Origin of the sequence: Bradyrhizobium vignae (assembly GCF_004114425.1) — a bacterium.
Taxonomy (GTDB): Bacteria; Pseudomonadota; Alphaproteobacteria; order Rhizobiales; family Xanthobacteraceae; genus Bradyrhizobium; species Bradyrhizobium vignae.
In genome coordinates, this window is sequence record NZ_RDQF01000031.1 from 38,632 (window position 1) to 52,760 (window position 14,129).

The window sequence follows — 14,129 nt, forward strand, 5'->3', positions numbered from 1 at the left end:
CACCGATCAACGCCAGTCACAGCGTCTGCCCTTTACCCTGAATGCAGGCGAGCATCGGCGAAATGGCAATCAGCTAGTTTCTATTTCCGGCAAGGCATCGCGCCGACAGTCTGCTTGCTGAGATCAACCGCAGGGGACTTTATGGTAAGCCTATCGATTGACTACCTTAAGTCGGAGTCTAATCACGTGGATTTCACAGTGAGCACCAACGGGCCGGAGGAGGATTTCGCAGCTGGAGCGCGAGCGGCCTATGAAGCATTCTGGTCCTCTGCTCATTTGCAAATGTCGGACCTTTCAACGAGCGTGCTCGAACGCCCAATTTCGCGGCGGCCCTCTCACGTGCCAAGGCAATTTGTGCCACGCTGGTGTTTGCCACTGGTGGCAAACCGAAGAGTGTTTCTGCACCGACACTCGTCAGCTGATCGACAGGTGGGCCTGCTAAGGGCAGCAACGCTGTCACGTTGACGGTCCTCCGGACTTATTACTGGTGCGAGCTTTCTGCGGTTTCGTGACCAGCCGGGCAGCCGCAGCGCACGTGCACACGCTCTCGAATGTGGAACATTCGCTGCGCGACCACTGCTTCGCGGCCTTGAGAAGCGACGGGCGTACTCTTTGGTTCTGACGATGGGGAAACTGATGGACACAGGACAGGCTCACCGTCGCACGGGTTCCTCCGGCGACACTTTTGAAGAGGGCGAGCAGGAAAGCTACCTCGGCGGCGTCAACCGAGTCCTGGCGGGTTGGGTCGAAGTTTTGACAGGGTATCGCACTGCCGGCTCCTCACGCGCGCGGATCCTCGACAATTGGGTTGCCGAAGAGGGGCAGGGCGAAGCCGAGAATAGGCTACAGGGGCGCAGACGAATCAGGAATTCGGATAACACAAGCTCGCGCTCGCTGGATTTGTCCTCGCTCTCGCTGACCGCTCTGCCCGCCGCCCTGCCGCCAAGGTTGCTGGAACTGCGCGCCAGGCACAACGAGCTAAGCAGCTTGCCTGCTGTGTTCCCACCCGGTCTCCAGCATCTTCTCATCAGCCATAATCGCTTGACCAGTTTGCCGGACGATCTTCCGGCGTCCCTTTCTGAGCTGGAGGTCGCTGACAACAGCTTGACCAGTCTGCCGGCAAACCTTCCGGCCCGGCTTGCGATCCTGAACGCAAACGACAACCGGCTAACCAGTCTGCCGGACGCTCTCCCGAGCGGCCTCACCTCGCTTGCGGTTAGTGGCAATCAGCTGACCGAGCTTCCCGCGTCCCTTCCCTCGTGGCTCACTGAACTCGATGTCAGCGGCAATCAATTGGCCCACCTTCCCGACCCTCTTCCAAGCACGCTCCAATCACTCAATGCCAGGGGTAACCAGCTGACCAGCCTGCCTGAAGGTGTTCTAGAGGCTGTTATGCCGAATAATAGTCTCTACTACCCGAATCTGGAGAGGGTCGCGTTGGTGGATAACGCGCTGCCGGACGACGTCCTCGCGCACATGGCTGCGGCTGCAGCGCCACCGCAGCTTGCGCAGCAATCCCTGCATGAGACTGTCGCACACTGGCTCGCAGACGACCCGGCGGAACTGGCGAAATGGCAGCAGTTTGCAGATGAGCCCGGCGCCCAAGACTACGCTCAGTTCCTGGACAGGCTGCGAGGAACCGTGAACTACGGCAATGACGCGTTTCGGCAAGCAGTGGCTGATGATCTGCGGCAGGCGGCCGCCAATCCGACATTGCGCGAGCACTTCTTCACGCAGGCGTCCGAAGCCAACACGAGCTGCGAGGATCGTGTTACTCTGCACTGGAACGGTATGCAGACCGCGCGCCTTAACGCTGAAGTCCAGGACGGCGTGTACGACGACCGTCTTGGTGAACTGATCCAGCGTGGCCGCGTTGCGTTCCGCCTGGAGGCGCTGGACGAGATCGCGCGCGACAGGGTCAACTCGCTCTCCAGCGGCAACCCGGACGTAGACGACATCGAAGTTTACCTGGCCTATCAACATCGGCTGCGCGAGCCACTCGAGCTCAGCCATGCCGCCCGTGACATGCGCTTCCTGGCGGTCTCTCACGTAAGCGAGGATGATGCGACGGAGGCGCTCGACCTGGTCCGGGAGCGGGAAGCGAGCCAGTTCACCGACTACATGGCAAGCCGCTGGGAACCTTGGGAGAAGGTGCTGCAGCGCATTGCTCCGGACGAGCATGCAGCGATGCAACACCGGCTGGTCGAAGCCATGGACGAAGAGTTTCAAACCCGCTTGGATCAGCGACTGGCCGAGCATGGTCTTCTAGGCGATCCGGATGCTGAGCGGGTGCTCGGAGCCCAAGTCAGAAACGAGATCGCTGGCGAGATCAAACGCGAGGTCATGCACCGTGTGCTCGCAGAGCACGGCCTCGAACTATGAGGCTCCCAAACCGCCGCAGAAGTATTTATCATTGCTCTGCGGCGGTACCTAAACATCGCTCGTGGAGCCTCGCCCCTCGCTGCCAAGGTGCTTTTGCACCTTGGAAAGTACGCTGCCGCCGACCAGGGCTTTCGGTGTTTCCGACCGACGAAAAGTCCCGCGCGCGGCGAGGGCGTATCTGCGTCCGGTCGAAAGCCGCTTCGGGACGAGAGCTCCGTTGCTCGAAAAAGTTGTTGAGGAGACCAACGCGCGCAGCGGTGAAATCACCCGTTGCGGAGGCGCTGCCGCAGCCAACCAGCTCGGTTTCACGATGCAGCTACCTGTTCGGCAGGTCTATTTGACTTCGGGGCCTTCGCGAGCTGCAACTCAGGACGGCCTGCACACTTCTCGATAAAACAATGTTTGGGTCGTTTGACGCCTGAACGCCCTTTGTTCGCCGCAGGCGACCCATCTCGTCTTCACGGACCGAACGTCTTTTTCGAAGGCTTACGGCCGAGTGCCGGACGGCGCATAGGGCATTCGGCAATCGCTCCGGAGTAGTGAAACACAAGCGAGGGCAATTCGGTCCCTACGGACCGCAGTCAAAGCAGAAGTTGAACTCGAAGGCACGAGAACGAACGTTGCCTGAATGAGCGCCTGCAAGATGACAAGCTCAGCGCCAAAGTTGATACGAGAATGACAAGATGCTCGTCACGTATGATCATTGGACTCTGTTACAGGTATGTGGCCCCGCCGTGATGCTTGAATTCAGCGCACGATGCAGGCGATCCGTTGCGATGTCGTCGACGAATTTCGCCGCCTCGAGCAGGGGGCCAGCGAAGAGGTGCGGCAAATGGGAGTGACCCCGTGCTGTCGTCACGCGGTTGCCGGTGCGAGGCCGGTCTTGAAGGCAGCGATATCGTGATCTCGTCAGCTTTTCGAAAGGTTGCGGCTACAACAATCGAGAACCTGATTCTTGCTGAACGAGCTGCGATCTGGGCCTTAATCCAGGCCGTGCGGATTGCTACAGGGTCTACACAAACATGAGGAGAGCAGGATGGATCCGGTTGACCCATTCTTCGATTCAGGAGCCTGGATGCGGGAATACGCCGCCCTGCAGGGGCGGTCTGCGCAGGGAGCGGGCAGCCCAAGCGAGCAGGGTGACTTTGAGGGGCGGCTGCGGGACTTGAATCTGGATCCGTCTGATCAAAGGAACTCAAATTCGCCTGATCGGCCTGCCGCAGGAGGTGGCCGAGCAGTCCGACGAGACGATTTCGGCGGTTCGATGCGGGCGCCGCCGCACTCCGCTTTTAGGGAGAGTGCGCTGGGCGGCACGCGCCGGAGCGTAGACATTCCCAGCTTTCAGCTTCCCGCTTCGGCGCAACCGCAGCCTAGTTTACGAGATGATCTGTTCAGCAGCGCACGTTACAGCTTTCCGGACGCAGAGTCTGTCGCGTCGGCCAAGAGCGGGAAAAGCCGCGGATTATGGTCACGCTTCAAGTCGGGAATCGGCAAGGCCCTTGGCGGCAGCAGCAGCGGAAAGTCGTCGCACGAGGTGGGGCAATCTGACGTCATTTCGACGAATTTACGGATTGACTATGCCAGGCAGCCGGGCCGGACGCGCGGGGGGCCTGTCCCTGACGCGGACGAGATGCTCATAACAGAGTTCAGAAACCGAGCGGCTGGCAACCTCAGCGACGGCACCATCAAGAATGCGGCAGCCGATTTGCGCCATTTGAGCGCGCGACTGAGTGCGGCGGGCAGGCCCTCAATTGCGGATCGAATTCGCCGGGAATTGGAGAACGCGCAGCAGGAGAATCCGGAGGTGGAAAACCACCAGCTGGAAGCTGAGCTCGATGAGGATGTCGACACCTACGCAAATGATCGAGGCCGGCGCATCAAGGCGGCCTTGAAGAAGCTCCGTGAGGTCGGCGCCGGAAACACCCTGGCGGCCGATATCCGTCGACTGGCTCCTTACGCCGCGGACGCAACCCTCATCCGCATGTGGGCGGCTGCGGAAAAGGCAACACATAGGATCGACTCAAACACGATCGACAGGCTCGCTCGCCGCATGTCCAGGCTGAGTGACTGGCTGCAGACGCATGATAGGCCGCCTATGGCCGGTCGACTTTCCACGCCCGCATTTGTCCGGGATGTCGAGGAGTACAGGCGCGAAACCGGCGACAGCAAGATCAACGCTGATCTGGTCAAGCTTGGGCTCTACCAGCAAATCCTTGAAGCGAACAGGGCGCTTGGATTGCCGCCTCCTGAGGATCCCGGCCAGCCTTCTCGGGAAGCTGCTCGACAGCCGCACTCACTGCAGGAGGCTCCCGCAACACCAGCTAGCCCAAGCGCGGGAGCCTGGGATTGGCTTGGCGAGCAGATCCACGGGCCCACCATATCGATGCCAGCGCCGCCCCGCGATTGGCAGGCCGGTTCATCGCAGCAGCTCCCCGCAACGCGGGCGGGGGCGAGCACGGGCGCCTGGGATTGGCTCGGCGGTCAAATCTACGAATTTGCTTCACCATCGGCAGCGCCGGACTCGGCCGCGCAAGCTCATCTGCCGCTCGAGCTTCCTGCTACTCCGGCCACCCCGAGCCAGGGAGCCTGGGCTTGGCTTGGGCAACAGATGCAAGAACCCGCCTCGCCGTCGTCCGTGAGGCCCAGGTCGTCAAACATCTACGGCGGTCTCGAGTCCTTCGTTGATCTGGATCCAAGCACACCCTTCGACTTGCGTGACGATGCGCGCTCTGCGCCAGCACCTGAACCTGCAGCCGCCTCGTCGTTGGCAGAACCGCAGGGGGCAGCTCCGGAGCTGCGGGATATTGGAGCGATCGTTGGCGCCAACTGGCGCCACGGCTCCCAGGCGGCTTCAGACGTGTTGATCGACGTATTGGGCAACATCAATCTGCTGCCAAGCCAGTTCGGGCCAAGTCAGTTTGCGATTAATGGGGAGCGTTATTCCGCGGCATTCGGGCCGGAAGGCGGCACGGATATTCGCCTGATCCATCACCCGCGCGTTGCCGGGAACGAAGCTGGCCCATCGCGGCCGCTCTATCGCCCTCCGCAGGTCCTTGCAGCCGCAGGTCGCGGTGAGAATGCAGTGGACCTTGGTTATCTGATCCACGGCGGATGGGAGCACAGGGAGCGGTTCCTTCCACTTTATCTTGTCCGCGTGCTGGAAGGCCAGCGCATCATGCCCGAATTTGGGCGTCCGACCTATTTCGAGATCCGCGGAGTGCCTTACCGAGGCGAGTTGGTGGAAAGTGAGGGACGCCAGCGCGTACGCGTCTATCCCGAACGTCGGTGAAGACGACAAGTTGACTGCAATTCCAAATGCTCGGCGGGCAGCTCGCGCGAGGCGTTCTATCATGCGACGCTTGACGGCCATGCACCCTATCGATGCAGATCGCAAAAGTGGGCGCGTGAATACAGGCCTGATTTGGACGGCGGTGTTGACTCCAACGCGTTCTCGATCTGCAATCTCTGGAGGTTGGCTCGGAAGCTTAGAAAACGACAGTCTCTTAAGAAAACGCGGTGTAAGCCCGATCCATAGTGTGCGCTACCCCACCTTGCCCACCGTCGCTCCTGGTAAGTCTGCTCTGCGTCGAATGTGCCCTTGCACCAAAGCGGACGGGGCGGGTTGATCCTCGCCCTTCCTAAGGCTCCTCTGCTTATTCATCGTCAAGCAGTCGCCGAAGCTCCCGTGGAGACTATTGCTCTGGGTCGAAAGTATATCCTTCTGGATCAATGGTGAGCTGAGGGACGAGGGGATCGTCCAGTCCGTAAAGCGTGTCATGCAAGTCCTTTTCTAGCTGCTGAAGCTCCTCTGCGGGGACTGCGATTGGGGAAGGACTGGGTTGATCACCAAGATGAACCAGCACTCGCCGGAGATCTGTCTGAGGGAGCTGCTCCGAGTTCAGCGTAACTTGCTCCTGGATGAACGCCGACGTAGCGGATCGATCATCTCGCCCTGCGACGAGCTCCTGAGCCATCCGAAACTCCCCCGCAGCGAACTGCTCCGGATCAATACTAAGTTCTTCTGGATCAACAGAATAGGAAGGGCCAGGCAGGCCCTCCTGATATTGAAGCTCCTTTGGATAGCCCGAGATCGGCGACCGGCTCCATTGATCATCAAGATGATCCAATGCTCGTCGGAACTCTATCTGGGGGAGCTGCTGCGAATCGAATGTGATTTGCTCCCGGATGAAAGCCGACGTGGCGGGCTGATCATCTCCCTCCTCGGCAAGCTCCTGTGCGTCTTCATCCTCGAGCAGTCGACGAAACTCCCCTGGAGAGAACTGCTCTGGGTCAATAGAAAATTCTGCTGGATCAAGGGAAAACGAAGAGCTAGGAGCGGCTTCCCCTTCCCGGTGAAGCTCGTCATGTAATTCCGCCGGCTGCCGAAGCTCCTCTGAAGAAGCCGGACCTGGCGAGACGATCGATTGATCATCACGACGACCCTGTACGCGCCGAAGCTGCTCCTCACCAGGCTGCTCTGGATCGTCCGCGGCCTGTCCTTCGCGGAGAGCGGGCAGTACGGGCCGACTATCCTGCCCCGCCTGCTGCTCCTCTTGCTGAGCTTCGTGCGAGGCGCCGTGCTGCGCAGCCGCGCCGTCGATGCGTCTCGGCTCCGCTTGTACCGCGCCTACGCGATTGATGGAAGCCTCGTTTTGCGGAGCAGGAGTGAGCTTAGCGCGAGTGCGCCATGGGCGAATGATCGGCATGACGACGCCCGTCGACCGAAAGGTCCGCAGATGCTCTAATGCTCTAACGACTCTGTTGCTCTTGTCCTCTGCGCTGAATTCGCGGACGTCACCGCCATCGGTCAGCGACTTGCCGTCCAGCCGAGCAACAATGCTTGGTTTGCTTTTTGCGAAGAGCCAACGGCTAAAGCCAATAAGCGAATTTGCATGCTGCTTCGCCGTAGCGGCGGCCATCCCGCCCTCAATGAGAGCCTCCTCAAGCCTGAAGACATCGCGAGCATCCTCGGGATAAAGAGGCCGCCTGTCCCACTGCCCCCGGATTATGACGCCCATTGTGGCGACCGGCATTGCTCCGCCACTTTCTCCTGAAGCGCCGCCTGCGCTCGATTGCCGATATACCATAACCTCTTCCAGATCGTTCAGCGTCCTCTTTCTCTTCGCTGCTCTTGATTGAGCTGTGTCATGCTCATGATTGATGAGGACCTCCTCGTTTGGCGGGAGATTGCTCCGGGCACGTGCATCCATCGGCTCGTCCGGGGATTGCTGGAGATCGTTAGAAGCGTCTTTCGCTGAGGGGAGCGCGCGCGGTCGCCCCCGAGAAACGACATGGTCGGAATCGTGATACGCGCGAAGGACGCTTAGAGCCGTCTTCACGAGAGCCTCTTTGGGAAAGTAGGTATCTGCGTGATGAACTAGGGAGTTGTGGTCAGCTAGATCAGTCGTTTGGCCACGGGCGCGGAGATCATTCGCCAGTCGACGAAGTGCCTGTGTATAAAACCCGACCGTGTTCCGTTGTGGGTTCTTCTGAGCCGTATATTGAGCAATCGCCCTGTCGATAAGGTCCCGGTCTTCTGTAGTTAGATGGGGATAGGGGCCCCCACCGCCGCGGACGGGAGCGGGTTCGGCCTGCCTTGCCTCAGCCAAGTGCTGCTCAAAGCCATCTTGTCCCGCCTGGCTCGTCTGCGGCTCTTGCGAGACCGCGCTTTGCACCTGGGACCAAGCTGGCACGTTAAACCGGTCAAAATCTTGCGGGTCCACGCTAGCCTCACCTCCAGGATCACCTGAACAGGTCTGACTAGTCGGGCAAGCTTTCGAGAACCTGACCTCGCCATGGTTTCGTACGGAAGTTATTCGCCCTGGCGGATCTCGCAATTGACGGCGCTCGAGACCAGCCTCTCCTTAACAATTCGCTCAATTTCCCTGGAGAACTAAGGACATCGTTTCCCGTGACCCTTTTAGTTGGCGTCCGGTTATATCCGACCTAACGGCTCATCTAGCGCAGATGCGGGGCGATCTTTTCAAAGAGTTCGCGAAGCCGGTCCCATGCGTCACGAGAAGGTGGGAGCAGAAGGGCGCGATGATCAGAAGAATATCAACGTAGATATCAACAGATTGAGCGCGTGTTCCGTTTGGGGCGTGTGCGTGACGCTTGTGGGGTTATGAATGTATGATAATCCCACGCCTGCATATATTCCCGGAGCAAGATGGGCGGTATATGTTCCGGTGATTGCCGTGGTATCACGATGCGCAAGCTGGCCTTTAGCCAGGGCAGCATCCACCGCAAATTTGCTCCAGCTCGTCTGGCTGGCAACGAGTGCAATCAGATCACTGGGCCGGCTGTCAAAGGGGCCTTTCGCATAAAGACGAAGCTCGCAATATTGGCTGATCCTGTTGAGGCCAGGCGGAGCTCCCATGATGGAGAAGCCGCCATAGATACCGCGAGACGGCGATCCAAGGGCGTCGCTCTGCCAGAGCTGCCTGTCCGCAGCGATGTAGTAAAAATTATTCCCACTTTCCCTTTGTCGCTTGGGGTCGGCCAAATTCGTGTAGCGGCTACTGTTGAAACCAACGCCCGCCCGCAGCCACGTGTCGGGTACGCCGGGAGCAGCCTTGCTCTTGTAGCCGGCTTCGTCAACGAGAAGGATGCCCGCATTGGCCGTGCTCCAGTTCAAGCCGGTGGGGTTCTCGGTTATGTGGGCATAGGCACCATCTGGACTGATTGAGCGCTGTACGGAGACCTTGTTGTACAAGCGATCGTCAAAATTGTACCTCAAGTTGACCGCCGGCGTCGGCGCAGCATTGGTGCTCATCCCTGCCTGGAACAAAGCAGACATGTTCGATCCTGTAATCCCTCCGAACAATGTGCCGGTGAACTCATTTTGGTTTCTGAGATAGCCAAGTTTGAGCTCTAGCGTCCTGTCGAAGAAAGTCTGGTAGTAGGCGAGCGTATTGATTCCCGCTCGATCTGGTCCCGGGCGATCCCACGTCCAGTATTGGTGCTCGCCTCCTACGACAATCTGTCCGTCGGCAATGCCAAACCGGCTGAGATCGTAGGTAACGATCATGAAGTTTGTCGACGCGAAGGTCGGATTCTGGCCCATATAGAGCTGGTTTGCGATAGTGCTTCTGGCCGCATTCGGCAGCTGGTTGTTTGCAAAGCTGTTGTGTGTCCAGCCGATGTAGCCGATGCCGACATCTGCCAGCGCCGATCTAATTCCGTCCCTGTCCTGATCGATCGTGTCCGCAGGTCCAGGTATGTTGAGCCACGAGCCTTTTTCACGCAGATTGTCGTACCTTGCGAAGGGATCGATCGTCTTCTGCAGTCTGGTCTGAGCAGGCCTGTCCGCATTGCCGCGCTTCTTCAAAGGCAGTCCGAGACCTGCTGCTGGCGCCGGGGCAGGAGGGCGGATTGCCTGACGGTTCAGGTCGATCAAGAGCTTTGCGGCCCGATCGGAAGTCTTTCCTCTTTTGCTGGGCTGATCGACAGCGTGCTTACTAGGATCAAGTCCGCTCGCCATTTGTGCCAGTGCGGAATTGCCGACCACACAAGCGCCTACGGTAAGTGCGACAACAAGCCAAGATTGCCCCCCCCAATTGGAAGAAAGTGCTGCCGTAGCCGAGTATGTTCGAGGCGAGCTCGTCGCAGGAAGGCAATGACGCATGGCGTACTTCGGTTCCATGTCTGCGGGCCATGATTAGATTGAACTGCGGCTTGATTGGCCCAGAGAGAACTTGCCGCGTTTCCGCGTCCGAGTGCGAGCGGGGACGAACCACAACTCGAGCTATCCGAGGAGAACCAGCCAGGCTTCCTGAACCTCTCAGCCCGCAGCGCGATGATGATCTCGTCCGAAACTTTGCTTGTGCATCGGGCCGGTGCCCGAAAGCCAGCGGAGAGCGCTGGCTCTGCAAACGCTCACCACGAGCGCGCGGAGGTTGCTGTCCCGCGCACAAAAACGTTGGGAATGTCCACCCTGCTGACTGAGAGTCAGCGGAGTCTGGCGGTGCCGCGCATCTGCCACGAAGGTGGCTTTCTGGACGGAGCGGCAGCTACTACAAAGCAAGGCTCCCCGGGCAAGAGGCTTTGCTTCACGAATCGCTTCATTGGTATCGCTGTCAGCAAAATTGGAGACAATCGTCGCGCCTGAAGGCCGATGAGCCTTTGAATTTGTCGGCGCGGCAACAGAGCGCAGCATCCAACATGATGGCGCAGGAGATCGAAGGAGTGAACCCATCGAGCAGCTTTGGCGCGTATCTGCGAGCAGTTGCTGGTTGCCTTCAGCGCGGCAAAACTGATCTTGCATCCGAATCCTTGACGTGCGGCGGTCGTTGCTCACGCTTGCCACGTGCGCGTCATCTCGAGCAACCCGCCGGAATTGGTAGTTGATCAGGCGTAACGCTTGCGGGTCCAATCGGCCATTGCGGCTCGGCCGAGCAGCCCTAGCGCTTACGTGGCGCATGAGGCGGGACTCCATCGAACACACTGCAGGAATGAGGGGACGTTTGCATTCGTGCCGTCGCACGGTGAGAAAATCGGCACGGTGAGAAAATCTCCAAGGTCCTCCTGAGTTTTGGGAAAATGGTGTTAGCAAAGATGAGTGCTATTGCTCGCTGGTCACATCAGGATAACGCGCGCAAATTGTCGCGTTGCGTTGCTCAAGAAGGAGCGGTTTATAGGAGCAGGGCAGCCGATCGTGAAGCTCGGCAAGAATGATAATTATCGAGGCAGGCAGCTGAGCGCGTGAGCATTGCAGCCTATCGCCTCGAGATCTTGAGCGAGGGACAATGGACTTGATTGATCAAGCGCCCCCTTCAGACTTGCGGCCGCTCTTGCATGGGCCGTCAAGACGGATTCTCCCGGTTTTGGTACTCCCGGTTGTCCTCGTCGGCTCGTGTGCGGCTGGCGCCTGGCTTTGGGCTAACCTTGAAGAGTTTGTCGAGACGGCAGAAGCCCAAGACGTCGCTTCAACGATGAGCCTGTCACTGGAGGACAGGGCATCCTTGTTTGAGATAAATTGGGCACAGCAGAAAACTGGCGATGAGATCGCATTGCTTAACAGCCGGATCAATGCCCTGCGGGATGACCTGAAAGGGATTCTGGCTCAGATCACCATGCTGACTTCGCGGATCGATTCGCTGCAGAGTTTAACACCTGTTCCTTCTGCTGCTTCCGAGAGTCCTTCGTCGCCAGCCCGGGCCGTTTCGAGCGTCCCCAGCAAACGCTTAGGGCGGTCCAAATCACGGGGACCTGTTTCCGTCGGAGGCGCGCCAGTGATCGCCGAGCCGAAGACAGCCGAGCCTTGAAGTCTAAGACGCTGCGCGGTCAAGCCTCCAACCGTGCTCGAGGAGGTGGACCGTAGCTTCGCAAAGCTGCCTCGGGCTAAAATACCCGAAGCTTGTGCGGGCGGCGGCGTCTTCAGCGGCATGTCGCTGAGGCCATCACCTTGATCGAGAGCGCTTCCGGGGAGGTGGGGCAGTGCCTTTCCGCATGATCGAGGCGTGGCCCTGAACGGCGCAGCGGGCTGCGTCTCTCCTTACAATCCGCTTCCCTTTTTATCAGCCCTCGCCGGTTTTCAAACCATAGCTGAAAGCTCGTATCATCACACCGACGCCCCATTTTCGGAATCTGGCCTGTGCGTCCGAGCGCACTCTTTGGATCGTTCCTTCGCCGAGAGCTTCGAGGATTGGGATCTACTCACATCCGTGGCTGGGGTTAATAGGGGGCACGGTCGCGATGAGTGTCGAACGCGGCAGCAACAGCCCGAATGACAAACCGATGCTCCTGATTGACCCGAATGAGTCCCTCTTCAATCTCCACAATCCCGTCTTCGGCAAGCATTCCCAGACGGTCGGCCGAACCGAGAAGAGGCACCGGATCAAATCCGTGAGCAGCACATATTGCTGGTACGTCGGCCTGCAAATCGCACATCAGTCGCTCGATGATTGCGGCGCGCACGCGATCTTCGGCGGTGAGACAGTAGCCTTTTGAGGTTGGCAGACGGCCAGCCCGAATGTGTTGGTGATAGGAAGCTGTTGCGATCTCGTTCTGGACATAACCTTCCCGCAAACGGCCGATGGCTGACGGACCTAAGCCGATCACCGTTTTGCAGGTATCAGCCGAATAGCCCAGGGAGTTGCGGCGCAGCCGACCAGCTTTCTGGGCCAGCTCAAGCTCGTCATTGGGCAAGGCGAAATGGTCGAGCCCGATCTGGCGGTAGCCAGCCGAGACTAGCGTATCTGCAATAGCCGCGGCTTGCTCAGCGCGGGCGACATTGTCCGGCAGCGCCGTCTCGTCGATCTGGCGCTGACGTTTCATATAGGAGGGGACGTGAGCATAGCCGAAAACCGCAAGCCGGTCTGGCCGCATGGCCAGAGCCGTCCTCGCGGAGTCCACGCAGGATCGCACTGTCTGATGTGGCAGTCCGAATAGAAGGTCGAAATTGATGCGGCTTATGCCATGCTGGCGTAGACTTTCGACGACCGAAGCTGTGAGCTCCTCGCTCTGCACGCGGTTGACCGACCTTTGAACCACTGGATCGAAGCTTTGCACGCCGATGCTCGCGCGGCTGATCCCGGCCGCTTGCAACGTTTCGACCATCTCGGCCGTGACTCCACGCGGATCGAGTTCTATCGCGATAGTAGCTGATTTGCTGAAAGCAAAACAGTGTCGCAGGACTTCCATCAAGCCGAGAAAATCGCTCGGTGCAATGGTGGTCGGCGTCCCGCCACCGAAATGCACGTCGCTCACCGGCAGAGCGCGCGGCACTTGCTCTGCGACCAAGCCTATCTCGTCCCGCAGTGCTGCCAAATAATTGCGGACCGGTCGCTGGCTGCGAGTGAGGCTTGTAGGAAAGCCGCAATACCAGCAGATAGCGTGACAGAACGGAACATGGATATAGAGCGAAACGGGCTCGTGGGCCGGCAGCCGCCTCAGCCATGTCCCACAAGTCTTGGCACCAACCACCGCGGAGAAATCCGGTACGGTTGGATAGATCGTGTACCAAGGCAGGCGAGCATCGCAATACTTGTTTAGGAGGAAGGTCCGCAACGCTTAACTTTCCCAGGCTCGAACGTCACGAAGCTGACCGATGCTCTCTCTTGTGTCTTTGCGTTATGTCAAACCCACCCAGTCGTTGCTGAGATCTGGTCCCGTTTTCGATGTGACAGTCAACGCGGCTTAGGGGCAGAGCAGGAAGAGAGAGCCGCTCGTTTGGCGATTATCTGGACGTTTAGGTTATGAATGTTCTCGTGCGCGCACGGTTGAAGATGCTAGAGGTGCCGGACGAGCCGGCGCGAGCGATCAATCGCTCACCGGAGGGCACGTCATTTCGCATTCGCTGACGGTCAGTCATTTTTGCGACGAAAACAGGGGCTTGTAGGTCTCACGAGGAGCAGCCGAGCTCGCACTGGATCTTCAAAGCGGAGTCTTCTTCAAAAGCCGATTTGGTGCTCACAGAGTTCAGCGGTTGCCTCCCATCCGTGGCCCGCGTGCCACGGAAGATAAGTTGGCGGCTAGCTGACAGCGCGAGGAGCGCCATAGTACAACGTGACGCAACGTGCGATTCAAGTCCTTTGACGCAGCCGACCAAACGAGCGTTCATCCCTAGTATCGAACGCATAAGCCTCAATTCCGCCACGCTGGTTGTCTCATTGCCACAAGCATCATTCACGGATGTACTGATGATGTTGGGGCGACCCCAGCGCACTTGCAGCCCCCCGGCGAAGTGCGTCGGGGCGCCTTGGCTCAGGGGCGTCTCATCGCTGTCTAATGCGGCTCACCAACTC

7 protein-coding genes are annotated in these 14,129 nt (G+C 59.0%); 4 read left to right on the top strand and 3 right to left on the bottom strand.

The genetic code is table 11. The features are described 5' to 3' along the window. Window positions 1-636 precede the first annotated feature (636 nt). The 3 genes from nopM to EAV90_RS24040 all read left to right on the top strand — a co-directional run bounded on the left by nopM (window position 637) and on the right by EAV90_RS24040 (window position 5,671). Window positions 637-2,382, top strand: coding sequence for a T3SS effector NEL-type E3 ubiquitin ligase NopM (gene nopM, locus EAV90_RS24030; RefSeq protein ID WP_208738541.1), 1,746 nt, complete (start codon window positions 637-639; stop codon window positions 2,380-2,382). A 61-nt stretch (window positions 2,383-2,443) separates the two neighbouring features. Continuing rightward, on the top strand, window positions 2,444-2,776 hold the full coding sequence (locus EAV90_RS41780) for a DUF6088 family protein (protein ID WP_430644745.1): 333 nt from the start codon (window positions 2,444-2,446) through the stop codon (window positions 2,774-2,776). Between the two features lie 642 nt (window positions 2,777-3,418). Continuing rightward, complete coding sequence (locus EAV90_RS24040; RefSeq protein WP_245509597.1) at window positions 3,419-5,671, top strand: hypothetical protein; 2,253 nt, start codon at window positions 3,419-3,421, stop codon at window positions 5,669-5,671. 403 nt (window positions 5,672-6,074) lie between these two features. Here EAV90_RS24040 and EAV90_RS24045 read toward each other — a convergent pair whose 3' ends face one another. Both EAV90_RS24045 and EAV90_RS24055 read right to left on the bottom strand, forming a co-directional pair. Next, window positions 6,075-7,592, bottom strand: a complete 1,518-nt coding sequence (locus EAV90_RS24045) for a hypothetical protein (protein ID WP_129144891.1) — start codon at window positions 7,590-7,592, stop codon at window positions 6,075-6,077. 836 nt (window positions 7,593-8,428) lie between these two features. Further along, window positions 8,429-9,892, bottom strand: coding sequence for a carbohydrate porin (locus tag EAV90_RS24055; protein ID WP_245509598.1), 1,464 nt, complete (start codon window positions 9,890-9,892; stop codon window positions 8,429-8,431). 1,237 nt (window positions 9,893-11,129) lie between these two features. Here EAV90_RS24055 and EAV90_RS24065 point away from each other — a divergent pair. Further along, window positions 11,130-11,648, top strand: a complete 519-nt coding sequence (locus EAV90_RS24065) for a hypothetical protein (RefSeq protein ID WP_129144894.1) — start codon at window positions 11,130-11,132, stop codon at window positions 11,646-11,648. A gap of 409 nt (window positions 11,649-12,057) precedes the next feature. On the opposite strand, the gene hemN is transcribed toward EAV90_RS24065, so the two are convergent. Further along, window positions 12,058-13,392, bottom strand: a complete 1,335-nt coding sequence (gene hemN, locus EAV90_RS24070; protein WP_129144895.1) for an oxygen-independent coproporphyrinogen III oxidase — start codon at window positions 13,390-13,392, stop codon at window positions 12,058-12,060. Between the last annotated feature and the right edge of the window lie 737 nt (window positions 13,393-14,129).

What these genes read in the sequence shown, in the direction of transcription:
- nopM (WP_208738541.1), top strand. Translation starts at nt 637, where the DNA reads ATGGACACAGGACAGGCTCACCGTCGCACGGGTTCCTCCGGCGACACT.
- EAV90_RS24040 (WP_245509597.1), top strand. Translation starts at nt 3,419, where the DNA reads ATGGATCCGGTTGACCCATTCTTCGATTCAGGAGCCTGGATGCGGGAA.
- EAV90_RS24045 (WP_129144891.1), bottom strand. Translation starts at nt 7,592, where the DNA reads ATGGATGCACGTGCCCGGAGCAATCTCCCGCCAAACGAGGAGGTCCTC.
- EAV90_RS24065 (WP_129144894.1), top strand. Translation starts at nt 11,130, where the DNA reads ATGGACTTGATTGATCAAGCGCCCCCTTCAGACTTGCGGCCGCTCTTG.